This is a genomic window from Tateyamaria omphalii (assembly GCF_019802125.1).
Classification (GTDB): Bacteria; Pseudomonadota; Alphaproteobacteria; order Rhodobacterales; family Rhodobacteraceae; genus Tateyamaria; species Tateyamaria omphalii_B.
Map to the genome: position 1 here is coordinate 171,913 of NZ_JAHVHT010000003.1, position 24,096 is coordinate 196,008.

At 60.7% G+C, this 24,096-nt stretch carries 24 protein-coding genes; 16 read left to right on the top strand and 8 right to left on the bottom strand.

Going from position 1 to position 24,096, the window contains the following annotated elements; translation table 11 throughout:
- Positions 1–82: 82 nt before the first annotated feature.
- Together KUV51_RS13270 and KUV51_RS13275 are read left to right on the top strand one after the other, a co-directional pair.
- On the top strand, positions 83–1,201 hold the full coding sequence (locus KUV51_RS13270; RefSeq protein ID WP_222522121.1) for a CaiB/BaiF CoA transferase family protein: 1,119 nt from the start codon (positions 83–85) through the stop codon (positions 1,199–1,201).
- Positions 1,198–2,373, top strand: coding sequence for an FAD-dependent monooxygenase (locus KUV51_RS13275; protein WP_222522122.1), 1,176 nt, complete (start codon positions 1,198–1,200; stop codon positions 2,371–2,373). Before KUV51_RS13270 ends, KUV51_RS13275 begins: the two co-directional genes overlap by 4 nt.
- Here the strand turns inward: KUV51_RS13275 and KUV51_RS13280 are convergent.
- Entirely contained in the window at positions 2,357–3,376 is a 1,020-nt protein-coding gene (locus tag KUV51_RS13280; protein WP_222522123.1) for an AraC family transcriptional regulator, read from the bottom strand. The genes KUV51_RS13275 and KUV51_RS13280 overlap by 17 nt on opposite strands.
- A 308-nt stretch (positions 3,377–3,684) precedes the next feature.
- Positions 3,685–5,637 (bottom strand): acetate--CoA ligase, encoded by a 1,953-nt coding sequence (acs, locus tag KUV51_RS13285; RefSeq protein ID WP_222522124.1) that lies wholly within the window; start codon positions 5,635–5,637, stop codon positions 3,685–3,687.
- A 285-nt stretch (positions 5,638–5,922) separates the two neighbouring features.
- Here acs and KUV51_RS13290 point away from each other — a divergent pair, with 285 nt between their 5' ends.
- The 7 genes from KUV51_RS13290 (at position 5,923) to KUV51_RS13320 (ending at position 13,158) form a co-directional block, all read left to right on the top strand.
- Positions 5,923–6,939 carry a C4-dicarboxylate TRAP transporter substrate-binding protein gene (locus KUV51_RS13290; RefSeq protein ID WP_222522125.1) on the top strand — a complete coding sequence of 339 codons (1,017 nt, stop codon included), beginning with the start codon at positions 5,923–5,925 and terminating at the stop codon, positions 6,937–6,939.
- A 68-nt stretch (positions 6,940–7,007) separates the two neighbouring features.
- Positions 7,008–7,637: a TRAP transporter small permease subunit gene (locus KUV51_RS13295; RefSeq protein WP_222522126.1), complete on the top strand. Its 630-nt coding sequence runs from the start codon at positions 7,008–7,010 to the stop codon at positions 7,635–7,637.
- Positions 7,637–9,034, top strand: a complete 1,398-nt coding sequence (locus KUV51_RS13300) for a TRAP transporter large permease (RefSeq protein WP_222522127.1) — start codon at positions 7,637–7,639, stop codon at positions 9,032–9,034. Before KUV51_RS13295 ends, KUV51_RS13300 begins: the two co-directional genes overlap by 1 nt.
- 12 nt (positions 9,035–9,046) lie before the next feature.
- Positions 9,047–10,282: a Tm-1-like ATP-binding domain-containing protein gene (locus KUV51_RS13305; protein ID WP_222522128.1), complete on the top strand. Its 1,236-nt coding sequence runs from the start codon at positions 9,047–9,049 to the stop codon at positions 10,280–10,282.
- 105 nt (positions 10,283–10,387) lie between these two features.
- On the top strand, positions 10,388–11,338 hold the full coding sequence (locus KUV51_RS13310) for an MBL fold metallo-hydrolase (RefSeq protein WP_222522129.1): 951 nt from the start codon (positions 10,388–10,390) through the stop codon (positions 11,336–11,338).
- Positions 11,339–11,341: 3 nt separating this feature from the next.
- Entirely contained in the window at positions 11,342–12,973 is a 1,632-nt protein-coding gene (locus tag KUV51_RS13315) for an FAD-dependent oxidoreductase (protein ID WP_222522130.1), read from the top strand.
- Entirely contained in the window at positions 12,970–13,158 is a 189-nt protein-coding gene (locus KUV51_RS13320; protein ID WP_222522131.1) for a DUF2783 domain-containing protein, read from the top strand. Before KUV51_RS13315 ends, KUV51_RS13320 begins: the two co-directional genes overlap by 4 nt.
- Before the next feature lie 10 nt (positions 13,159–13,168).
- Here KUV51_RS13320 and KUV51_RS13325 read toward each other — a convergent pair whose 3' ends face one another.
- Both KUV51_RS13325 and KUV51_RS13330 read right to left on the bottom strand, forming a co-directional pair.
- Positions 13,169–14,371, bottom strand: coding sequence for a helix-turn-helix transcriptional regulator (locus KUV51_RS13325; RefSeq protein WP_222522132.1), 1,203 nt, complete (start codon positions 14,369–14,371; stop codon positions 13,169–13,171).
- A 70-nt stretch (positions 14,372–14,441) separates the two neighbouring features.
- Positions 14,442–16,313, bottom strand: coding sequence for a serine hydrolase (locus tag KUV51_RS13330; protein ID WP_222522133.1), 1,872 nt, complete (start codon positions 16,311–16,313; stop codon positions 14,442–14,444).
- A 243-nt stretch (positions 16,314–16,556) separates the two neighbouring features.
- Between KUV51_RS13330 and dusA the strand changes: the two genes are divergently transcribed.
- Genes dusA through KUV51_RS13345 form a run of 3 tightly spaced genes read left to right on the top strand, consistent with a single transcriptional unit; the run spans position 16,557 to position 19,157 of the window.
- Positions 16,557–17,573, top strand: a complete 1,017-nt coding sequence (gene dusA / locus KUV51_RS13335) for a tRNA dihydrouridine(20/20a) synthase DusA (protein WP_222522134.1) — start codon at positions 16,557–16,559, stop codon at positions 17,571–17,573.
- A gap of 28 nt (positions 17,574–17,601) precedes the next feature.
- Positions 17,602–18,423, top strand: a complete 822-nt coding sequence (locus KUV51_RS13340; RefSeq protein ID WP_222522135.1) for a sulfite exporter TauE/SafE family protein — start codon at positions 17,602–17,604, stop codon at positions 18,421–18,423.
- Positions 18,420–19,157: a hypothetical protein gene (locus KUV51_RS13345; RefSeq protein WP_222522136.1), complete on the top strand. Its 738-nt coding sequence runs from the start codon at positions 18,420–18,422 to the stop codon at positions 19,155–19,157. Before KUV51_RS13340 ends, KUV51_RS13345 begins: the two co-directional genes overlap by 4 nt.
- Before the next feature lie 7 nt (positions 19,158–19,164).
- Here the strand turns inward: KUV51_RS13345 and KUV51_RS13350 are convergent, their stop codons facing one another.
- From KUV51_RS13350 to ccmI, 3 genes are read right to left on the bottom strand one after another with little or no spacing between them, the layout of a single operon-like run.
- On the bottom strand, positions 19,165–19,407 hold the full coding sequence (locus KUV51_RS13350) for a DUF1289 domain-containing protein (RefSeq protein WP_222522137.1): 243 nt from the start codon (positions 19,405–19,407) through the stop codon (positions 19,165–19,167).
- On the bottom strand, positions 19,404–19,880 hold the full coding sequence (gene ruvX, locus KUV51_RS13355) for a Holliday junction resolvase RuvX (RefSeq protein ID WP_222522138.1): 477 nt from the start codon (positions 19,878–19,880) through the stop codon (positions 19,404–19,406). Before ruvX ends, KUV51_RS13350 begins: the two co-directional genes overlap by 4 nt.
- Positions 19,877–21,094 carry a c-type cytochrome biogenesis protein CcmI gene (gene ccmI, locus KUV51_RS13360; protein WP_222522139.1) on the bottom strand — a complete coding sequence of 406 codons (1,218 nt, stop codon included), beginning with the start codon at positions 21,092–21,094 and terminating at the stop codon, positions 19,877–19,879. Before ccmI ends, ruvX begins: the two co-directional genes overlap by 4 nt.
- Positions 21,095–21,300: 206 nt before the next feature.
- Between ccmI and KUV51_RS13365 the strand changes: the two genes are divergently transcribed.
- Entirely contained in the window at positions 21,301–22,545 is a 1,245-nt protein-coding gene (locus KUV51_RS13365) for a sarcosine oxidase subunit beta family protein (RefSeq protein ID WP_222522140.1), read from the top strand.
- Positions 22,546–22,651: 106 nt separating this feature from the next.
- Complete coding sequence (locus KUV51_RS13370) at positions 22,652–22,900, top strand: hypothetical protein (protein ID WP_222522141.1); 249 nt, start codon at positions 22,652–22,654, stop codon at positions 22,898–22,900.
- A 64-nt stretch (positions 22,901–22,964) separates the two neighbouring features.
- Here KUV51_RS13370 and KUV51_RS13375 read toward each other — a convergent pair whose 3' ends face one another.
- Positions 22,965–23,150 (bottom strand): hypothetical protein, encoded by a 186-nt coding sequence (locus KUV51_RS13375; RefSeq protein WP_039683634.1) that lies wholly within the window; start codon positions 23,148–23,150, stop codon positions 22,965–22,967.
- A 200-nt stretch (positions 23,151–23,350) separates the two neighbouring features.
- Here KUV51_RS13375 and KUV51_RS13380 point away from each other — a divergent pair, with 200 nt between their 5' ends.
- A complete protein-coding gene (locus KUV51_RS13380; protein ID WP_222522142.1) occupies positions 23,351–23,569 on the top strand; it encodes a hypothetical protein in 219 nt (72 codons plus the stop codon).
- A gap of 99 nt (positions 23,570–23,668) precedes the next feature.
- Positions 23,669–23,998 carry a sarcosine oxidase subunit delta gene (locus KUV51_RS13385; protein WP_222522143.1) on the top strand — a complete coding sequence of 110 codons (330 nt, stop codon included), beginning with the start codon at positions 23,669–23,671 and terminating at the stop codon, positions 23,996–23,998.
- The last annotated feature ends 98 nt before the right edge of the window (positions 23,999–24,096 follow it).

The window sequence follows — 24,096 nt, forward strand, 5'->3', positions numbered from 1 at the left end:
GTCGCGCCTCTGGTGATTTGTGCCGCGACGTGATGATGTGCCCGCCAGAAATAGACACCACTGCAAGGCAAAAGAGCACATCATGTCGGGGCCCCTTGATGGTTTGAAAGTGGTCGAGTTCGCAGGTCTTGGACCTGCGCCTCTGGCAGGGCAATTGCTGTCTGACATGGGCGCCGAGGTCGTCGTCATTGACCGAGCCTCTGCGTCGCAGGACCCACATGATGTCAATCGACGTGGCAAGCGGTCCATCGCGTTGAACCTGAAGTCGCCAACCGGTCTGGCTGTTGCCCGCGAACTGATTGCGCGCGCCGATATCCTGATCGAGGGGTTCCGTCCGGGCGTGATGGAGCGGCTTGGCCTGGGACCCGCAGATCTGCCCGACACCCTGATTTACGGCCGGATGACAGGGTGGGGCCAAGAGGGACCGCTGGCCCAGACGGCCGGGCATGATCTGACCTATCTTGCGCGAACGGGCGTGCTCAGCCTGCTTGCAACGGCGGACGCGCCGCCGAGGCCGCCGCTCAACCTGATAGCTGACTATGGCGGCGGCAGCATGTTTCTTGTCTTTGGCGTTCTGTCCGCGGTGATCGCGCGTGGCCGCACCGGAAAGGGGCAGGTTGTCGACGCTGCGATGGTTGACGGGGTTCCTGCCATGATGGGCCTGTTACACGGTTTCATGGCAAGCGGTTTCTGGACCGATCAGCCCGGAACGAATTGGCTGGATGGCGGTGCGCCTTTCTACCGGTGCTACCGATGTGCAGACGGCCGCGACATTGCGGTTGCAGCGCTTGAACCGCAGTTTTACGCGCTTCTCATCAAAGGGCTGGGGCTGGACCCTGCGACGCTGCCGGATCAAAATGATCGCGCGCAGTGGGACCAGACAGCCGCAACTTTCGCAGAGATTTTTGCCAGCCGCCCGCGCGACGCTTGGGCCGATGTCTTTTCCGGCACCGATGCGTGCGTGGCCCCCGTCCTGTCGATGTCCGAAGCAAGAGAAGATGCGCACCTTGTGTCGCGCGAGACCTATGTCGCACCCGGCAATGTCTGGCAGGCGGCTCCGGCCCCCCGGTTCAGCCGGTCGGTGCCGCGTGACACAGCACCCCCAACGGCACCCGGTGCCGATGCTGATGCCCTGTTGTCGGAAATCGGCTACGACGCGGCGCGCATAGAGACCCTGCGCCGGGATGGAGACCTTAGATGAAAGTGCTCATTGTCGGTGGTGGTATCGGCGGTCTGTCGGCTGCCATCGCCTTGCGTCTGCGCGGCTGGCAGGTCGAAGTGTTCGAACAAGCGTCGGCGTTGACCGAAGTGGGCGCGGGTCTGCAGATTTCCCCGAACGGGTGGCGGGTGATCGACGCGCTGGGCGTTGCGGCACATCTGCGCGCCACTGTATTCGAGCCTGAAGCCATCGAGATGCGGCTTGGCGTATCCGGCCGGCAGGTGTTTCACCTGCCGATGAAGGGCTACGCAAAGAAAAGATGGGGTGCGCCCTACCTGCATGTGCATCGGGCGGATCTGGTCGATGCTCTGGCGGCAAGGTTGGCGGAGTTGGCCCCCGATGCAGTTCAGACGGGGCGGGCGGTTTCCGCTTACGAACCATCCGGCGAAGTGCATCTTGAAAATGGAGATACGTACAGCGCCGATCTGGTCGTTGGGGCTGATGGGCTGCACTCGGTGATCCGTCGGCAGATGCTGGGGCCACAATCACCGCACTATACTGGCAACGTTGCCTGGCGGGCGGTGGTCCCGTTGGAAGAGCTCGCCGCCCCGCCGCCGCCCACGGCCTGCGTCTGGGCCGGGAACAAGCGTCATGCTGTCACAACGCGGCTGCGGGCCGGAACAATGGCCAATTTCGTTGGAATGGTCGAACAGGATGAACCAGCACCCGAGGGATGGCGGATCGAGGGCAATCGCGATGACGCCCTTGCCGCGTTCTCCGGTTGGGACCCGATTATCGTCGGCCTGATCGAACGTGCACCAGTCCTGAACCGATGGGCTCTCTTTGATCGTGCGCCGCTGCCGCGGTGGCACGACGGGCGCGTTGCTTTGCTTGGTGATGCGGCACATCCCATGTTGCCGTCGATGGCGCAGGGGGCGGTGCAGGCGTTGGAAGATGCCTGGACACTCGCGACCGTTCTCGATGGTGCCGAGGATGTCGAACAGGCACTTGGCGGATACTTCGATCAACGTATCGAACGCACCGCGCGCATTCAGGCAGGCTCAGCTTCAAATGCCCGAATGTTTCACAAGGCGTCCGCATTGGGGCGTCTCGGCTTCTACGGCCCGATGGCCATTGGGGCACGCCTTTTTCCAGACATCATTCATGCGCGACAGGATTGGGTCTATCGCCATGATGTCACCGGGCAGGCATAGGTGCTGCACCTTCTCGAACGGCTTGCGGGGTCTGGCCTGTCCAGGTGCCGAATGCGCGATAGAATGAGTTGGGGTCACGGTAAGCCAGGAGATAACTGATCTCGGCGACGTTCAGGTCGGTAGAGGTCAGGTATTCTCTTGCAAGGTCGGCGCGTGTGCTGTCCAGAACCGTTTGAAATCGCGTGCCCTCGTCCTTCAGGTGCCGTTGCAGGCTGCGTGTACTCAGTCGCATGCGACGGGCGGCGGCATCGACTGTGGCCTCACCAGCGGGGAGCATCTCGGCCAAGGTTGCACGTAAGCGGGCCGCCATTGCCTGCTCTTCGATTTGCAGACGCATTTGGCGTTTGAAACCGGGTTCCAGCTGCGCCCATTGCGCAGGATCGGCTGAGAGGAGCTTGCGGTCCGCGTCTTCCGGCGAAAACGTGAGAGATGTGCAGGCGCCGGTCTCGATCCGCACTTCCAGAAACTCTTCAAGTCCGTCGTGGCACGGCAATCGCTCAGGCAATTGGGCGGCATCAGGAACAACGTGACGGCCTGTGCATCCGCGAACGGCTTCGGTCAGGAACACGAGTTCGGTTGCGCCAAAGGTTGATGGCAGCGGCAGGCTTGGCACGTTCGAGGTTTTGGTGATTTCCAGCGCCTGCGTTGATGTGCGCTTGAGACCCAGAGAGAGCGGGCCGGTGATAGGTTTGAACAACGACAACCGTTCCAGCCCCACGGCCACACTGGGGCTGCATGTGAACGCGAAAAAGGCCGGATTGAATGGGCCGCGTGCGTAGGCTTGCCCCAGGAAAAGCGGTGTATCGTCGCGACTTGCCTCGGCCAGAATGGCGTTCCAGCCCGCAAAGTAGTCCGCGGCATTCACGCCACGCCCCTCATTCTCCAGAAAGTCTGGCGGAAAGCGCATGCGCCGCATGACATTCGCAGGATCGACGTGAAGCAGACCGCACAACTGTAGGGTCGTCCGCGCGATCTTGTAGTAGGTCTCTTGCGCTGCTGCCATGGTTTGATTGTGCGAGAACTCTCTGAATGTTGCCAGCTTGGTCGCGTGGTCTGCAAGTTGTTTGGCGCGATTTGCAAGTGAGGAGGTGGCGCAATTCAAAGCAGCGTTCTTTTCCGTGGCCCAACGCCCGGCAGCAATCGCGCAGGAACCTCATCAAAACAGAGGAGTGTTCTGACGACGAACCGATCCATCACGCCGATGATGGCACTGCTGTCTTACGACACGGAAGACAGCGATCGCATGATCGCGCTGAATAGACGGCACTTGCGCTCCAAGATGCGAAGGGCCCCATCCGGGGCCCTTGTTCGTCAGCTCTTGTTCATTCGGTTTTCGATCAGATCTTCTACCACCGACGGGTCCGCGAGCGTTGATGTGTCGCCCAAAGCGCCGAAATCGTCCTCGGCAATCTTGCGCAGGATGCGGCGCATGATCTTGCCTGAGCGCGTCTTTGGAAGGCCCGGCGCCCATTGGATCAGGTCGGGCGAGGCGATGGGCCCGATTTCGCTGCGGACCCAGGTTCGCAACTCCTTGCGCAGTTCTTCGCTTGGTTCCTGGCCGTTCATCAGGGTGACATAGCAGTAGATGCCTTGTCCTTTGATATCGTGCGGGTAACCAACCACGGCCGCCTCCGCCACCTTGGCGTGCGCAACCAGCGCGCTTTCCACTTCTGCCGTCCCCATCCGGTGACCCGACACGTTGATGACGTCATCTACCCGCCCGGTGATCCAATAGTCGCCGTCCTCGTCCCGGCGGCAGCCATCCCCGGTGAAATAGTAGCCCTTGTAGTCCGAGAAATAGGTTTTCTCGAACCGCTCGTGATCGCCCCATACGGTGCGCATCTGCCCAGGCCAGCTGTCGGCGATGACCAATACCCCTTCAACGCCGTTGCCCTCGATGACATCGCCGCTGGTCGGGTCCAGAACAAGGGGCTTGATGCCGAAGAACGGCTTCATCGCGGCACCCGGTTTCGTTGCATGCGCGCCGGGCAGGGGGGTCATCAAGTGACCGCCAGTCTCGGTCTGCCACCAAGTGTCGACAATCGGGCAACGTCCGCCGCCCACAACCTCGTTGTACCAGTTCCAGGCTTCGGGGTTGATCGGTTCACCGACCGTACCCAGCACCTTGATGCTGCTCAGGTCGCATTTGGTCACGTAGTCATTGCCTTGTCCCATCAACGCGCGAATGGCCGTCGGGGCGGTGTAAAACTGTGCCACCTTGTGCTTTTCACAGACTTGCCAGAAGCGGGAGGCGTCTGGATATGTCGGCACCCCTTCGAACATCAGCGTCGTGGCGCCATTCGCAAGTGGGCCATACACGATATAACTGTGCCCCGTGACCCATCCCACGTCAGCGGTGCACCAATAGATGTCGCCGTCCTTGTAGTCGAACGTGATTTCATGGGTGAGTGCGGCATAGACAAGGTATCCGCCAGTGGTATGTACAACGCCCTTTGGCTGACCCGTGGAGCCGGACGTATAGAGGATGAACAGCGGATCTTCGGCCCCCATCTCCTCCGGTGGGCAATCGGCATCAACCTTTTCAGCTTCCTCATGCAGCCAGTGGTCCAGCCCGTTGCGCCAGGCGATCTGCTGGCCGGTGCGCTTGACGACCAGGCATTTGGTGTCGTCGATCACGTTGATCAGCGCCTGGTTCACGTTGTCCTTGAGGTTTGTCACGCGGCCCCCGCGTGGCGCTCCGTCGGCTGTGATCACCACCTTCGCATCGCAACCTGACACACGCGCAGCCAGCGCATCGGGCGAGAAGCCGGCAAACACGATGGAGTGGATGGCCCCAATCCGCGCGCAGGCCAGCATGGCGTAGGCCGCTTCGGGGATCATGGGCAGGTAGATGACAACCCGGTCGCCCTTGCCCACGCCCAGCCCCTTGAGCACGTTGGCCATCTTGCACGTTTCTGCGTGCAATTCATGATAGGTGATGTGCTTTGCCTCATCCTCCGGGCTGTCCGGTTCCCAGATGATGGCCGTCTGATCCCCGCGCGTGGCGAGATGCCTATCGATGCAGTTGGCCGAGACGTTCAAGGTGCCGTCGTTGTACCAGTTTATCGACACATTCCCGAAATCGTAGGAGACGTCCTTGACCTGGCTATAGGGTTTCATCCAGTCAACGCGCTTGCCCTGGCTGTCCCAAAAGGCCGCCGGGTCAGCGATCGAGGCCGCATACATTTCTTCGTATTTTGCCGCATCCACATGGGCATTGGCGGCCAGCTCTGCGTTTGGCGCGTGGGTTTTGGTGTCCGACATGGTTCCTCCCGGTCGTGTATCCGTATGATCGGAGGCGCACGCACGGCACTTCCCGCCAAAAAGCTGGCGAGCCTCCTCCCTCTCTCACGGTGATAATACGCAACGTGTCACAGAAGGAAATAAATGCGACGATGGTTGTAGGGCATCCTAGACAAAAACGGCGCGTGGCGAACTGTCGGCGCCCAAGATGGATACTTCGCCCGCACCCCTCTTGGCAGCGTGGCATCGCCACGCTAGCTTCCTGAGCAAGCGGGCCGACACGTCCCGCATCAAGGGAGAGATATCATGAACAAGATCGCAGTCGGCGGTATCGCCGCCGCCATTTCCTGCACATTCGCGCTCGAAGCTGCCGCTACAGAGTGGAATGTGTCCGTGTGGGGCAAGCGTCGCGCCTTTACCGAACATATCGAAAAGCTGGCCGAGCTGGTGTCTGAAAAGACAGGTGGCGAGTTCACCATGAACATCAGCTATGGTGGCTTGTCCAAGAACCGCGAAAACCTCGACGGCATCTCCATCGGCGCTTTCGAGATGGCGCAATTCTGTGCGGGCTATCACCGCGACAAGAACCGCGTGATTACCGTTCTGGAACTGCCATTCCTGGGTGTTGAAAATCTCGAGCAGGAAGTGGCCGTCGCTTCGGCCGTCTACCAACACCCTGCCGCGGTGGAAGAGATGGAGCAGTGGAACGCAAGGCTGCTGATGACGTCGCCCATGCCGCAATACAATCTTGTGGGTACGGGTGAGCCCAAAACCACGCTGTCCGACTTCGACGGTATGCGTGTGCGCGCGACCGGTGGTCTGGGCAAAGCCTTCGAAAGCGTCGGTGGTGTGCCCACGTCAGTCACGGCGACGGAAGCCTATCAAGCGATGGAGTCCGGCGTTGTCGACACGGTCGCATTCGCCCAGCACGCCCACCTGTCCTTCGGCACGATCAACCAGGCGGACTGGTGGACGGCCAACCTGAACCCCGGCACCGTGAACTGCCCGGTGGTCGTCAACATCGACGCCTATGACAGCCTGTCGGATGATCACAAGGCCGCCCTCGACAGTTCCATTCCCGAGGCGATTGACCACTACCTGGCCAACTATGCCGAACTGCTCGAACGCTGGGACAGCGTTTTGGAAGAAAAGGGTGTGCAGAAGGTCGAGATTGCGCCCGACGTGATCGAAGAGTTCCGCGCCAAGGCGGCGGAGCCTGCACGCGATGCGTGGATTGCCGATATGGAAGCGCAGGGCCTTCCCGGTCAGGAACTCTATGACCTGGTCGTAGACACACTGGCCGACGCCAAGGGCGGCAGCTGACCTAGGGGTGCGGTGCGGCTCTCGTTTCAGTCGCACCGCACGTCCTGATACAAAGAAAAGGGGCAGGCATGGCAGGTGCATCCACAGTGCTGGAGGATTCCAGCCTATTGAGCCGCTTGGACAGGGCTCTGCTGCCCGTTGAGCGCGTCATGGCGCTGTTGAGCGGTATCGCCGCCTTTTCCCTGATGTTTCTGGCCGCCTACTCGGTGTCGGCGCGCGAATTCTTCGAAAAACCGCTGCTTGGCTATGTCGACTATATCGAAGCTTTGATGCCGCTGATCGCGATTATGGGTGTCTCCTATGTGCAGCGCAGCGGCAGTCACATCCGCATGGACATCATTGTCGGTGCGATGCGCGGGCGGGTGCTTTGGTTGGTCGAACTGACGATGGTTTTTCTGATCCTTGTTCTTATGATCGCTTTGGTCTGGGGATCATGGTCCCATTTCGACCGATCTTTTGACTGTGCGCGGCCTCTGTGCAGCCGGGACAGCTCCATCGACGTTTCGCTGCCGATCTGGCCCTCGAAGCTGCTTGTGCCCATCGCGTTTGCGGTGCTCTGCGCGCGGCTGGCTTTGCAATCTGTTGGCTATGCCCGAGCCTTTTGGCTGAACCTCGAACGTCCCGTCGCCGTGCCGCTGATCCAAAGCGTGGCCGCACAGGCCAAGGCCGAAGCTGAAGCGCTGGAAGGGGCCGACTGATGGATCCGATCACGATTGGCCTGTGGACCACGGGCGGCATGCTGTGCCTTGTGTTCCTGGGCATGCGCGTTGCATTCGCAGCAGGGCTCGCTGGGTTCATAGGTCTTGTATGGTTGCGCTGGAACGGGTTCGACTATGCGCCGGATCGGCTGGGCAAGGCGGTCGAGATCAGCGTCAAGATTGCGGGGCAGGTGCCCCATTCCAAAGTCTCGGCCCACGCGCTGAGCCTGATCCCGACCTTCATTCTCATTGGCTATCTTGCCTATTACGCCAAGTTGACCACAGCACTGTTTGATGCGGCCAAGAAATGGATCGCGTGGGTGCCGGGTGGGCTTGCCGTGTCCACGGTCTTCTCCACTGCTGGCTTTGCCGCAGTGTCTGGCGCGTCCGTCGCCACGGCGGCGGTCTTCGCCCGTATCGCCATCCCGGAAATGCTCAAGATCGGGTACAACAAACAGTTTGCAGCAGGCGTCGTCGCCGCTGGCGGCACGCTCGCGTCCCTGATCCCGCCATCGGCGATCCTCGTGATCTACGCCATCATCGTGGAACAGGACGTGGGCAAACTGCTGCTGGCCGGGTTCATCCCCGGCGCGTTCTCCGCCTTCATCTATGCTGTCCTGATCATCGGCATCGCCGTCATCTTCAAGACGGTTGGCCCGCCTGTGTCCGGGTTCACATGGCGCGAACGACTCACTGCCTTGCCACCTGCGCTGCCCATCGTGGCCGTCGTCGTGATCATCATTTTCTTCGTCTACAACCCCTTTGGCGACGCCTGGGGCACACCGACCGAGGGCGGCGCTGTCGGGGCGTTCATCGTCTTCCTCATGGCGCTCTATCGTGGGATGCGCTTGTCCGAGTTGAAGGATGCGCTCATCGAAACGGCCAAGCTGACGGTGATGATTTTCACCATCATCTGGGGCGTGCTGATCTACGTCCGCTTTCTCGGCTTCGCAGACCTGCCGGGCGCTTTCAGCGACTGGATCACCTCGCTGACCGTATCGCCCATGCTGATCCTGATCTGCATCCTGCTCGCTTATGCCGTGCTCGGCATGTTCATGGACGCCATCGGAATGCTGTTGTTGACGCTCCCGGTCGTCTATCCCGCAGTCATGGCCCTGAACGGCGGCGAGTTCGTGAGTGCAGAGGACAGCACCTTCGGCATGTCGGGACCCATGTGTGCCATCTGGTTCGGGATACTCGTGGTCAAGATGGCAGAGTTCTGTTTGATCACCCCACCTATCGGGCTCAACTGCTTTGTTGTGGCCGGCGTTCGAGACGACCTGACCGTTCAGGATGTGTTCAAAGGGGTCACGCCCTTTTTCATTGCCGACGCAATCACCATCGCTCTTCTTGTGGCCTTCCCGGCAATCGTGCTCTGGTTGCCCTCGCTGGCATAGTGGAGGGCACCATTGGCCGACAAAACGATCCTGGTTGTTGGAACCTACGACACCAAGAATGACGAACTGGCCTATATGGTCGAGCGTATCCGGGCGCAGGGTGGTGGAGCGCTGACCATGGACATATCGGTGCTCGGGGATCCCGAACATCCGACGGATATCTCGAAACACGACGTTGCCGAGGCTGCGGGCAGTTCCATTCGGGCCGCCATCGACAGCGAAGACGAAAACACGGCCATGCAGATCATGGCCAAGGGGGCGAGCGTCCTCGCGCAGCGCCTGTTTCGTGAAGAGCGTTTTGACGGGATCGTCATCCTTGGCGGAACGATGGGGACCGATGCCGCGCTTGACATCTGTCAGGCGCTGCCGCTCGGCGTGCCGAAATATGTCGTATCGACCGTATCCTTTTCGCCCCTGATCGAACCGCAACGCTTGTCAGCCGACATCCAGATGATCCTTTGGGCCGGCGGCCTCTACGGGCTGAACTCGGTCTGCAAGGCCTCCTTGTCTCAAGCGGCGGGCGCGGTTCTTGGAGCTGCGCGTGCGGTCGAGCCACCCAACCTGTCCCGTCCGCTTGTCGGGATGACATCGCTCGGGTCTTCTTGCCTGACCTATATGAAAGCCCTCAAGCCCGCGCTGGAAGAGCGGGGTTTCGAAGTCGCGATCTTTCACGCGACCGGGATGGGCGGCATGGCTTATGAAAGCATCGCCCGCGAGGGCGGTTTTGTGTGCGTCATGGATTTTGCGCTGTCAGAGCTGGGCAACCTGCTCGCCGGCTCCGTCGTGAACGCGGGCACTGACCGGATGCTGAATGCAGGGCGGGCGGGTATCCCGCAGATCGTGGCGCCCGGATGCCTTGACCTGATCGACTTCGCAGGGTGGCAGGACATTCCCGACCGCTTCCAGGATCGACCGTTTCATGTGCACAACAGGCTGGTAAAATGCTCGGGCTACAACGGGGACGAACGGCGCGAGACAGCACGAGAGATGGCGAACCGGCTGAAACAGTCTGATGCGCCCGTCCATGTTCTGTTGCCCAATCAAGGGATCGAGGAATGGGACCGCCCCGGTGGCGCGGCGCATGACCCGGAAGCCTTTGCCGACTTTTGCGATGAGATGCGCACTCAAATGACCGATCCACTTCAGTTCACCGAGCTTGATTGCCACATCAACGATCAGGTCTTTGCCGACGCGGCGCTTCAGATCTTTGACGGCTGGATCGCCGACGGGACGATCCGGATCGCGTGAGCCGCGTATGGTTCCGCGTTGTTAGTTACAAAAGCAACTGATACCCGATTTCGAAAGACGAACGACACGGCGGGCGCAGGCCGCACGCCAGACAAGGATACACCCATGGCCAAGGCTTTCGCGTCCCAGGCGGACATGACGGAAAAGACCATCACCTTTTACGAGATTGGCGAGGGGCTGTGGGCCTTTACCGCCGAGGGCGATCCCAACTCCGGCGTCATCATCGGGGATGACAGCGTGATGATCGTCGAGGCGCAGGCGACCCCGCGTCTGGCCGAAAAGGTGATCGAAAAAGTACGCACCGTGACGGACAAGCCGATCACGCATCTCGTTCTGACCCACTACCACGCCGTGCGTGTTCTGGGCGCTTCCGCCTACGGTGCCGACCAGATCATCATGTCGGACATGGCGCGCGGCATGGTGGCTGAGCGCGGGCAGGAGGATTGGGACAGCGAATTTCAGCGCTTTCCCCGGCTGTTCGAAGGGCACGAGAGCATACCCGGCCTGACCTGGCCTACCACGACCTTTTCTGATGCAATGACTGTCTACCTTGGCAACCGTCGGGTGGACATCAAGCACCTGGGCCGCGCCCATACGGCCGGGGATGCCGTCATCCATGTGCCGGATCAGAACGTGATGTTCACCGGCGACATCGTTGAATATCACTCCGCCTGCTATTGCGGCGACGGCTACTTCGGCGATTGGGGCGGAACCCTGGACGCGATCAGGGCATACGATGTCGATGCCATTGCCCCTGGACGCGGCGACGCGCTGGTCGGATCAGAGATGGTGAACAAAGCCATCGAAAGCACGCGCGACTTTGTCGACAGCACATACCGCCCGGCCGCGCGGGTCGCAGCGCGGAACGGATCGCTGAAAGAGGCGTGGGACGCCGTGCGCGCGGAATGTGACCCAAAGTTCAGCGACTACGCCATCTACGAGCACTGCCTGCCCTTCAACGTCGCCCGCGCCTATGACGAGGCACGCGGTATCGCCCATCCGCGCATCTGGACGGACAAGCGTGACATCGAGATGTGGGAAGCTCTGCAGGGGTAGATTATGGTCGATGTGCGCTACGACATAGCCTTCCAACTTTATCCATACGCACCAGTTTCGGCACAAACGATGCCAGCGCAACGGCACCCGGTTGTCATTGTTGGCGGCGGTCCCATTGGCATGGCGCTTGCGCTCGACCTTGGACGCAAAGGGACGCCTGTTCTGGTGCTCGATGACCATGAGGGGGTGGGGCAGGGCAGTCGTGCCATCTGCTTTGCCAAGCGAACCCTTGAGATTGCCAATCGGTTGGGCGCGGGTCAGCGCATGATCGACAAGGGCGTGGTCTGGAATGTGGGCAAGGTCTTCCATGGCGACGACCGCGTCTTCCAGTTCAACCTGCAGCCCGAAGACGGACATCGCTGCCCGGCGTTCGTCAACCTGCAACAACCCTACTTCGAGAAATTCCTGGTGGATGAGATCCGCGCCGCACAAGCCGACGGCGCGCCGATTGAAATCCGTGGGCGCAACGCCGTCACTGCCATGGAACAGCACCGTGACCATGTTCTGCTGGATGTGGATACGCCCGACGGTCCTTACCAGATCGAAGCAGATTGGTTGATCGCGTGCGACGGTGCCCGGTCTCCGATCCGCGATATGATGGGGCTCAGCTTTGATGGCCGGGTGTTCGAGGACAACTTCCTGATCGCAGACGTCAAGATGACGGCAGACTTCCCCACCGAACGGTGGTTCTGGTTCGAACCGCCGTTCAAGGATGCGGGCCAATCGGCGCTTCTGCATAAGCAACCCGATGACATCTGGCGCATCGACTTCCAGCTTGGCTGGGACATCGACCGCGAGAAGGAGTTGAAAGAGGAAAACATCCGCGCCCGCGTCGATGCGATGCTGGGCGAGGGTGCGGAATACGAGCTGGAGTGGACGTCGATCTACACCTTCCAGTGCAGACGAATGAACAAGTTCCGGCACGACCGCGTGATCTTTGCCGGGGACAGCGCACATCAGGTATCACCATTCGGGGCACGTGGTGCAAACTCCGGTGTGCAGGACGCGGACAACCTCGCTTGGAAACTGGATCTGGTGCTGCGCAACCTCGCGCCTGAAACCCTGCTCGACAGCTATTCCGAAGAGCGCGCTTATGGCGCAGACGAGAACATCCTGAATTCAACCCGTGCCACGGATTTCCTGACACCGAAAAGCGAGATCAGCAAAATCTTCCGCAATGCGATACTCGATCTGGCGAAGACACACAGTTTTGCCAGGCCGATGGTCAATTCGGGGCGACTTTCGGTGCCCTGCACTTATGATGGCCTCTCGCTAAACGGCCCGGATCGGTTGGACGGGCCTGACATGACGCGGGTCGGCGCACCCTGCGTGGATGCACCATTGGGACAAGGTTTCTTGCTGGATGAACTGAAGGGTGGTTTCACGATCCTGTCCATTGACGCAGATGCCCCGTCCGTTTCGGAAATCGACGGCATTCCTGTTGCGGTTCTCACGCTTTCAAGTGACAGGGATGATCCATCGGGTGCACTGCGGGCCAGATACCTGGGCAGAGCCGCCTCAGCCGTCTATCTCATCCGCCCGGATCAGCACGTCGCGGCACGCTGGCCTGTCGCCACGCACGACGACATCACGATTGCCCTTCGGATTGCCTTGGGAAAGGGGCAACACGCATGACGCTGAATCTCGACCCGAACATTTCTGACCCCGATGGTTTCTACGACGAACTGCTGGCCGCGCATCAGCCGTTGACCAAGGATGAAAGCGATGCATTCAACGCCCGCCTGATCCTCATCCTGGCCAATCACATCGGCGACCGTGCTGTCCTGACCGAAGCACTGAAAGCTGCACGAAAAGCCTAACGCGGCATGCTTACGCGCCTTTTCGATATTGCGAGGGCGTCATGCCAAGCTCGCGCTTGAACGCGGTGTAGAACGAAGACCGGGAATTGAAGCCAACGTCATACGTGATTTCGAGGATCGTGGCGTCGGTGTCGCGCAACCGGTCGGTGGCATCGTGGATGCGCCAACGGTTCACATAGTCGAAAAAGCGCACTCCGATCTTTTCATTCAACGCCTGTGACGCATAGTGGGTTGTCACTCCAATCCGATTGGCCAGATCCCACAGTGACAGGTCCGGTTCGAGAAACAGTCGCTCATCCCGCATCAGCGCTTCGATTTTACCCGCGATCCGATCAAGCCGGTCATCGCTGAGACCGGACTTGCCGTATTTGCGCATTGGCAGCCCGTTCTGCTCCCCTGTTGGCAATCCCGTCGCCGGAGGTTCAATGCCCGGACGCTGGCGCGTGCCCCAAAGCGCGATGCTCCACATCAGGACGTAGTTGATCACGATTGCAGCCAGAAATGTGTCGAATATGGCAAATCCGGGAAGGCCCGGTTTCACGAGTGACACGGCAAGTGTGATAACGTTGAAGCACCAGAATACGATAACCAGCGCTGCCAGCCACCACGCCCACGCAAGTTCCCGGTTTTCGGTACTTGCAAAGAGATCCTTCAGGCGACTGCGATATTTGCTCAGCCGCTGCAGGATCAGAATGGCGTAGATGGGCAACAGGACAAAGAAGATGACTGTCGCCGCATAGAGCCCAAGAATTGCTGCAGTTTGCAAGCCATTGAGGTCAGTCGCCTCCGGGTGCAACCCAGCCTTTTGGGATGCCGGCAAAAGCAGAATGTAGAAATACAGTACTGTGGCAAAACCAATGGGCAAGCCATGCCAGGCCCAATTGGGCGTCTGCGCTTCCTGCGTGGGATCATGGGTCAGGCGGCTTACATAGAGCCAGAGCAGGAACGGCTTGCACATGGTCAGCGGCACCTCCGCCAACTCGAACGCAAAAGCGATCATGATGCCCTGTTGAACGGGAAACGCCAGCGCCACCGGGATGGCCAGCATCTCCAAGGCGGTGGCCAGGAAAAACAGAGCGAGGGGCAGTCGAACGCGGCGGTGCCGATCCGGAAGCAGCAGAAGATGTGCGCAGAATGCAGACAGAACAAGCAAGCCCGTTGCCGCGGCAACGCGCAGGTTTTCCAGATCGAAGTGAAAGTGGTTTGGGTCCATGGAATAGTGACACGTTATCAAATTGGGAAAAGACGCGCCCGCTTGAACTTGCGGGCGCGCTTGGGTCGTTTCAGAAGATAAAGCAGTCCTCTGTCAATGGTGCGCCATCAGTTGCGAAAACCGAGATCTCGGACTCGCCAAAGTAGATTTTGGTCAACCTGCCATAGGTTTCGATCTGCAGGTCCCCAAAGCGCAGCCCGGTGTCCGAGAAATCCAGGATGTCCTCGGCGGTATCAAATCCGAAAACCCGGTCGTGGCCGCCCTTCGTTTGGAAAACAAATCTGTCGCCTCCGCCGCCTCCCCACAGGAAGTCTGACCCAGCGCCGCCTTGCAGGACATCGTTGCCATCGCCACCGTGCAACATGTCGTTTCCAGCACCACCCGAAAGGGTGTCATCGCCGCTGTCCCCACGAAGGTGATCCCGCCCGGCGTCGCCTTGCAGGCTATCGTCGCCATGACCACCATTCAAAAAGTCGTTTCCCAAGCCACCCTTGATCGTGTCATCACCACCTCGCCCACGGATGTGATCGTTTCCGGCGTCGCCACGCATCATGTCGTTGCCGTACCCGCCGCGCAGGTGATCGTTGCCATCCAGCCCGATCAACTGATTGTCGGCATGTGCTGCATTCGGTGCGTGGCGCAGCACGTCAAAAAAGTCGCGACCTTCTTCGCCGATCCACAGGGTCGATTTGTCTGCAAAGGTGAACCTGCCGGTATCAAGTGCGTCCACTGCTCCATCGAAAGTTAGGCGTGCACCGCCCAGTTCAAGCACTGTTTCGGTCTGCCCAAGTACATCCGCTGTTTCGCTCAACACGATGTCGGCTGCGGTACCCGCAATTGTAAAGCTGTCGTCGGACGGATCGAAAGACGCCCAGGCCTCATCGCTATAGATCGCTGTAAAGGCATCAACCAACAGGGCAGTGGGCTCTGCATTTGAGTGTGTGGCGGCGATTGAAAAAATGGTGCCCGATTCAACATGAAGGAAGGTGGCGGTTTTTGTCCCTAGGGTTCCGCCCTGAAAGCCGATGAATTGTTGCCCAAAGATCGTGCCGGACGACAAGCCCAGGCTTTCACCGTCCTGGCTAGGCGCTCCATCCGGGGTTCGGAAGTCCAGCATGTCTTCCATCTGATCGGGCGACAGCAACGTGCGCGACACCAGAAGTGCATCAAAGAAGCGGATCATATCGGATGTCGTCGATACCACGCCGCCTTCTGCCCCAAGGTCAAGTGGCGCATGGGTGACGTCAATAAACTCACCCGGAACAAGTTCGGCGTATGAATGCAGTCCGTTTTCGATCACGCCATCTGACTTCAGCGAGCTGTCTTTCATGCCAGCGACCGAGAAAATGCGATCGGAAAGCACTTGGCTGAAACTGTCACCTGTGACCTGCTCGATCAGCTTCTGCAGCAGGATGAAATTCGTGTTCGAGTATTCATATGCCTCTCCGGGTGCGAAAGAGGCGTCCTGTCCTGATGTCAGCGCAAGAAGTTCGTCCGGGCCCAGCGGTTGATCCGGGTACGTCATGAGCTTTTCGATGAAGGCAGGCAGCCCGGTTTGTCCAGGGATACTGTCGAAATCCGGGATACCTGATCGGTTGGACAGCAGCTCTCGGACCGTGACCTCGTGGATGTTGGGAATGTCTTCCAATCCTGTCAGATCCAGTTGCGCGGCGAGCGGGGTGTCAAATTCGATGGACCCTTCACCGACCAGTTGTTGGATGATCACGGACGTCATCATTTTGGTTTGCGAGCCGACCTCGAACTGATGGTCGGCGGTGGCGGGTTCGGTTCCATCGCGTTCGACCGTTCCCAAGGCGTTGCGTATCGAAAGCCCGTCGCGCGCAATCTCGATCAAGACGGCGGGTGCAGGGCCAGCTTTGAAAAAATCCTCGAGTGCCATGCCCGGTTTGTGTTGCAGAGCATCTGGATCGAAATGAGACATATGTTGTGTCCTTTTGGAATACTGGGAGACGGGCCAGACGGCCCGGTGCCTGTCTCTTGTCAGAATGCCGTCGCAAAGGTGTCCGTGCTGATCGGGATGGACAATTTGAATGCTTGCAAGGGTGAAATACGCGTCGATGTGCCGGAGTTTGCTGGTTTTCGCCTTACCTGCCGCCTATTGTCCGGGGGACGTTTTTGCCCTATCGCTATGCTTTGGTTTTTCCGGCAGTGAGATGATAGCGCCATGAGTGGCAAACCGAACAACCTGTCGCGGAATGCACGGCTGTCCGTCGCCCCCATGATGGACTGGACCGACCGTCACTGCCGCTACCTGCATCGTTGCCTGAGCAGACAAACGCTACTCTACACCGAGATGGTGACGGCGCCCGCGCTTGTGCGAGGTGGTGCCCTGCACCTCTTGGAACACGATGAGGCCGAGCATCCGGTTGCCCTTCAACTCGGCGGATCCGATCCGGTTGAACTTGCGCAGGCTGCGCGCCTGGGGGCCGCGGCCGGGTATGACGAGATCAACCTGAATTGCGGATGCCCCTCGGACCGGGTGCAGTCGGGCACCTTTGGGGCTGTTCTGATGCGCCAGCCTGCGACCGTTGCTGCCTGTGTTGCCGAGATGCGCGCGGCCGTGGATGTTCCCGTGACAGTAAAGTGTCGCATTGGGGTGGACGATCAGGAACCGGAAGACGTGCTGCCAGAGTTTCTGGCTCGCATTGTGGCGGCAGGATGCGAGCGGGTGACAATTCACGCACGCAAGGCGTGGCTCAAGGGGCTGAGCCCAAAGGAAAATCGCGACATCCCCCCGCTGGACTACGATCTCGTGCAGCGGATGAAGGGTCTGTTTCCAAACCTGCACATTTCGATCAATGGTGGGATCACCTCCCTCGATCAGGCCGAGGCGCTTCTGGCGAGCGGGCTTGACGGGGTGATGATCGGACGCGTGGCATATCATCAACCGGCAGACATTCTGACGCAGGCTGATCGCCGCATCTTTGGCCAAGGGGAAGACACCACCGCAGAAACTGCCGTGGCTGACATGCTGCCCTATATCGATGCGCATCTGACCGCGGGCGGGCGATTGCACCAGATCACGCGGCATATGTTGGGGCTGTTTGCAGGGCGCCCAGGCGCCCGTGCATGGCGGCGTGTTCTGAGCGAAGGTGCCACGCGCGACGGGGCAGGGCCGGAACTGGTCGAAGCAGCCCTCGCCCATGTGACCGCACTGGCCCCCGAAGCCAAAGCGGTGTAGCACCGCGCGACACTGCGTGGAGCCCCAGATGCCGGACACAATTCTACTCATCCAGATGTCGCTGGTTCTTGCAGGCATCGGCGCCTTCGCCGGCGTATTGGCGGGATTGCTCGGTGTGGGGGGCGGCATTGTTCTGGTGCCCGCATTCTTCTATGCGTTTCAGACACTTGGTTACGACGGGCCGGACCTGATGCAGATGTGCCTTGCCACGTCTCTCGCCACCATCATCGTGACATCCGTGCGCTCGGTGATGAGCCACAACAAGAAAGGCGCGGTCGACTGGGACATTCTGAAAGGATGGGCGCCGGGCATCGTGGTCGGTGCCGTGCTCGGCATGGTTCTGGTCGCGCAACTGCGCTCAACGACACTACAGGCCATCTTTGGCATTCTTGCGTTGATCGTCGGGCTCTACATGGGGTTGGGCCGCGCAAGCTGGCGGGTTGGCCCATCGATGCCTGAGGGTGTGGGGCGTGCTGCGCTGTCGCCTGCCATGGGGTTTCTGTCTGTCCTTATGGGCATTGGTGGCGGCAGCTTCGGTGTGCCGTTGATGAGCCTGTTTTCCGTGCCGATCCACCGCGCTGTCGCAACTGCGGCAGGCTTTGGCGTCCTTATCGCGGTCCCGTCGGTCATCGGCTTTCTGCTGGTCGGGATCGAAGGACCGGTACCGCCGCTGACCATCGGTGCGGTCAACCTGATCGCATTCGGGATCATCATCGCGATGACCTTGATCACAGCGCCCTGGGGGGTCAAGCTTGCTCATGCGATGGATCCCGGTCCGTTGAAACGGGTCTTTGCGGTGTTTCTCATCCTCGTGGCGCTCAATATGCTGCGCAAGGTCGTTTTGGGATGATGGCCCGCGACGGATTTGTGGTGTTCGACCACGATCCGCGCACGATGCGCTGGGCCGAGGCCGCGCGGAAAACGGCTGAGGGTCTCGCCGCGGATCCAAAGGTTCAGAGTGCTAACCTCCGTCACGGTCGCACATGGTTTGTGGGCGTCGATGTCTTGCCAAATGACACATGGGGCGGCGTTGCGGGCGTTCCGCTCGCCGGTCCGTGGCAACCCCACGTGCCCGATCTGCCTCTGCACGCCGCACAAGTCTCGATTGTCTACCCGGGTTATCCCGTCCGCGACCCCGACCAAAGCGATGCCAATCACCGGTTCCGCCAGACGCGCATGGCCGCCCATGTCGACGGTCTGCTGCCCGAAGGGCCCGCGCGTCGCAGGTTTCCGCGCGAATTTCATGCCTACATTCTCGGACTACCCCTGAACGACGTCAGCGCATCGCCGACGGTCATCTGGCCGGGCAGCCACCGGATCATGCAAGCCGCGCTAGCCGGCGCAATCGGCGACAATGATCCAGGCCAAGTCGATGTGACCGAAGCCTACCACGCAGCGCGGCGAACGGTATTTGAACGCTGCGCGCCCGTGCCGATCCGCGCACGCCCCGGTCAGTCCTTTCTGATCCACCGCTTCGCCCTGCACGGAACGCAACCGTGGGACGGCGCCGATACCGACGGACGCATGATCGCATTTTTCAGACCTGAATTTGCAAAGGCGGGCTTGTGGCTGAGCGCGCCCTGATGCCGCGCTAGCGTTTCAAACGGGCCGCGCGGCCACCGCGCCGCCCCTTGGGTGCGGCCTCGCGGTTGGGCAAGTCTGCCATGATTGTCCGCCGTTCCTCCGGGCTCATCCGGCTCCAGCCGCCGATCTCGTCGATGGAGCGGGCACAGCCGGTACACAGCCGGGTCTCGGGATGGATCACGCAAATCTGGACGCACGGACTTTCGATCTCACTGCGCTTCCAGACCACTGAACGGGGAACGTCGGTCATGCCTGCCTCTTCATGGCTGCCAGCCTGTCCAGCAGCCCTTGCAAGATATAGCCAGCGGCCACGTGATCAATGACCTCTGCGCGACGTTTACGTGTCGTATCCGCCTCGAGCAGTGCTTTTTCGGCAGCCACCGTGCTCAGCCGCTCATCCCAGAACGTGATGGGGCCATCCCACAACCGCTCGAAATTGCGGGCAAAGGCGCGCGTGGACTGGCAGCGTGGACCCTCGGTCCCATCCATGTTGCGGGGCAGACCAAGGACCAGGCCACCGACACGCCGTTCTTTGATGATGTCTTGCAACCGTGCGGCATCGACACCGAATTTCTTGCGGCGCACCGTCTCCAGCGGTGTCGCCACGGACCAGAAGGTGTCCGACACGGACACGCCGATTGTCTTGTCCCCAAGATCAAGGCCCATCAGCGCCTGCATCGGGGGCAGGGCCGCCAGAAACACATCCGCATCGTCCGTGATCATTCGAGGCCCACGCGGTCGGCCACTTCGCTCAGAATGTCGGCCGCACGCGGGTCGTCGCCAAATACGTCTCGCGCGTTGATCAGAATGGCGCGCGCCTGATCCATCTGGCCGAGCACACCCAGGGCCGAAATCAGCTGCGCCCAATCCTCGACAGGTCCGCCCTCGGTCGCCAGCCGGTCAGACAGGCCGGACACCATACCCTGGATCATCTCCATACGTTCTGCCGGGCTCAGATCCTGCGCCGCTTCGATCTGGTCAGCGCTCGGCCCGCGGCCCGTACCAATCGCGGGTATCGCATAGTTCACGCCAGCACGCATTGCGATGTCTTCGATCTGGGCCGAAACTGGTCCGATCCATGGCGCATCCGCCGGTCCTTCGCGCAGCAACTGGTCCCAGATGCGCAGCGCGGTGTCCGGGCGACCGGTCTGGGAATTCATCAGCCCGTAGTAATAGCGCGCCGGGCCATCGGTTGGGTCCATCGACAGCGTCCGCTCAAGCACATCTTCAGCCTCCGGCGACACATATCCGCCCGCTGCAAGGATCAGAAGGTCGGCATACTCGGAAAAGTCGGTGGCCGTCGCTTCCGGTCCTTTCAACTGGATCACGGTTGCCTTGGCTGCATGGGCGGCGGCAAAGTTGCCCAACCGCCCTTCGGCGCGGCTCAACAATTCATGACCTTCGACGTCGTTGGGGCGGGTCGTGATGGCTTGCCTCAGTCGCTCGACCAAAGCCACGTAGTCCGGGTTCTCGTTTACCGGGGCGGATTGATCAACGACGCTGGCTTCTGCCGTTTCCTGGCTGGGGCGTTCTTCGCGCAAGATCTGCGCCGCCTCGATCCGGTCGGCGAGTGCCAAGTCGCCGTAGCCGGGTGCGCCAAGCTCATTGTAGATGAAATAGGATCCGACAACGACCGCGCCGATCGTAACGGCCAGCGATACATACCCGCCCGAGCCGTCCAGTTTCTGTTCCTGCTTTTGCAGTGCCGCATCTGCGGCCAGAATGCGCCGCGACACTTCGGTGCGCACGCGGTCGGCATCGGCCTCGGACACCACGCCACGCGCCAGATCGCGATCGACCTCGCGCAACTGATCCCGGTACACATCCAGATCATACGCCGCAGGCGGGCGGTCACCGACCGATCCGCGCAACATCGCACGGGCCAGTGTTGCCAGCACCGCAAGGGTCAAAAGGGCCGTGACAATCCAGAAATTCATGCGCCTCACATCCAAGCCTTCACGTCATGTAACCCCTGCACGCCCCACGCAAAAGGGGCCATGTCCGGCCCCTGATGTCGCAGCACGGGGACAGGTGTCGCAAATCCGTCAAAAAGCGACGCGGGCGCGGCCCCTTTTCCTGAACGCAAAGGCGATTAAAACATCAGAAATCCGCATCGCGATTCCAAGGTTCTGGACGGCTGCCCATGAAACGATATTCCGCCTTCGCCATCGCCCGAGAGGCTGCCCGCTACCACACCGGCTGGGAACGGGCGTGGCGCGCGCCCGAGCCCAAGAAAAAGTATGATGTCATTATCGTGGGCGCGGGCGGTCACGGGCTCGCGACGGCCTATTATCTGGGCAAGAATTTCGGCATCACCAACGTCGCCATTCTTGAAAAGGGTTGGCTCGGCGGCGGCAACACAGGCCGCAACACGACGATCATCCGCTCGAACTATCTGCAGGACCCCTCGGCCGCGATCTACGAAAAGGCGCGCAGCCTTTATGAGACGATGAGCCAGGACCTGAACTACAACGTCATGTTCAGCCCCCGCGGCGTCATCATGCTGGCCCAGACCCATCACGAGGTCCGCGGCTACCAGCGCACCGCCCACGCCAATGCGCTGCAAGGGGTACAGACCGAGTTCATCGGCCCCGAAAAGGTCAAGGAACTGGTGCCGATCATCCGTCTCGAGGGGCCACGCTACCCGGTTCTCGGCGGCCTGTGGCAAGCGCGGGGCGGCACCGCCCGTCACGATGCGGTGGCGTGGGGCTACGCGCGTGCGTGCTCTGACATGGGCATGGACGTGATCCAGAAGTGCGAGGTCACTGCCATTCGCCGCGACGGCGACAAGGTCGTCGGCGTCGACACGTCCAAAGGGACCATCGACTGCGACAAGCTCGGCATCGTGGTGGCGGGCCACTCCGGCCATCTGGCCGACATGGCGGGCTTCCGTTTGCCCATCGAATCCGTGGCGCTCCAGGCGCTCGTGTCCGAGCCGATCAAACCCTGCATGGACGTGGTGGTCATGGCCAACACGGTCCACGGCTACATGAGCCAGTCCGACAAGGGCGAGATGGTCATCGGCGGCGGCACGGACGGCTACAACAACTACACGCAGCGCGGTTCCTTCCACCACATAGAGGAAACGGTGCGCGCCCTGATCGAAACCTTCCCGATGATCTCGCGGCTCAAGATGCTGCGCCAATGGGGCGGGATCGTGGACGTGACCGGGGACCGCTCGCCGATCCTTTCGAAAACTCCCGTTGATGGGGTCTTTATCAATTGCGGCTGGGGCACCGGTGGGTTCAAGGCGATCCCGGGCTCGGGCTGGGCGATGGCCGAACTCATGGCCAAGGGCCGGTCACCGCTGACGGATGAGTTCGGCCTCAACCGCTTCGGCGAAGGCCGCTTCATCGACGAAAGCGTGGCAGCGGGGGTGGCGCATTGACCGCATTCACACCCACAGCCACTGACACGGCCAAACCAGCAATTTGGAACCAACCTGCGACAGACGGCGTTTCCTTTCCGACTAACAGATCGAAAGGAGCCGACACATGTCGTCGACAGACCAAGCAGGTACGAACCACACAACCACGACCACAACCACCAGTTCCGGGGGCAATGCAGGGCTCGCCTTCGTGGTCGGTATCCTTGTCGTCGTCGTGGCCGTTCTGGCCTACGTCATGTTTTCGGGCGAAGGCGCATCAGGCGATGACGTCAGCATCACCATCGAAAGGGCCGGGTCCGCAGTCGAAGACGCAGCAACGGCTGTCGAAGGTGCTGCATCCGGCGAAGGCAACTAAGCCAGTACGCACACGCATCCTTTCGGGAACGGGGCCTCGCCCCCGCCCGCATGAGGCGCACGGGTCACTCGTGCGTCTTTTTGCCTTCTCCGGCAGCAGAGCCAAAGGCGATCAGGCTGGCGACGTCCACCTCGCGCCCACCCCGCGCTTCGAGCCGTTTGGCAGCAGCGCGGCGTTCCAGCAGAAACATGACAACCGCGCCCACGGCGATTGCGCCAAAGACCAGAATGGCGCCCGTTGTGTGATCCATGATGACCTCCTGTCAACTTTAGTTGACAGTGGCACAGAATTGCCGGTCAGGTCACGCAAAATCACCAAACAGGCGGAAGCCGGCCGCTCGTTTCAGACCAAACCGGCTGCCATCGGCCCGTTTCCGGCCCGTTCTGCCACGGCAATTGAACAGACCCCCGGCAATGATGACATGAAGCTCCAGAAAACGGAGGCTTACCCATGTCAGACTATCCAAACCCGAATATCCATCGTGGCGACGGCGTGTCGGGCCGCGGGCTGCTTATCTCCTTTGCGGTCATCGTGGCGGTTGTCGCCTTGCTGGCCCTCCTCGGCTCCGTCGGGTCGGGCGGTCGTGAAGGCGCACCCACACAGGATGCCATCGCACCGGCTGCCATCGACTCGACAGGTGCTGCAGGCATGGCGGTACCAACCGAATAACTCCTCCCCACGTATTCGGACCGCACAAGGCGGGCGTCTTCGGACGTCCGCCTTTTGCGTGCCGGGAACCGGGATGTCATCCAACACCGGAGCGCGCGCATGTTGATCCTGACTTGCCCCAATTGCGGTGTGACCGCCGAAGAGACCGAGTTTCATGCAGGCGGCGAAGCGCATCTGAAACGCTTCGGTCCCGGATCATCCGATAACGACTTCGAAACCTACCTGTTCATGCGCGAAAACCCCAAGGGCGTGCATTTCGAACGCTGGCGGCATGTCTATGGCTGCGGCAAGTGGTTCCACGCCGCACGCTGCACGACAACCCTGGAAGTCTTTGGAACGTATTCGGCCCAGGTGACCGAACCGCCGAAAGAGATCCTCGACACGATTTCCGAAAAGCGCCCCGGCTGGGCGTGGAGGGACCTCGCCTGATGTTTCTTCTGACTGAAAATACGACCGCCCTCTGCCCGACAGGTGGCTTTGCCACCGTAAGGGGAGGCTCCCACGCCCGCCGCAGCGATGAGGCCCGC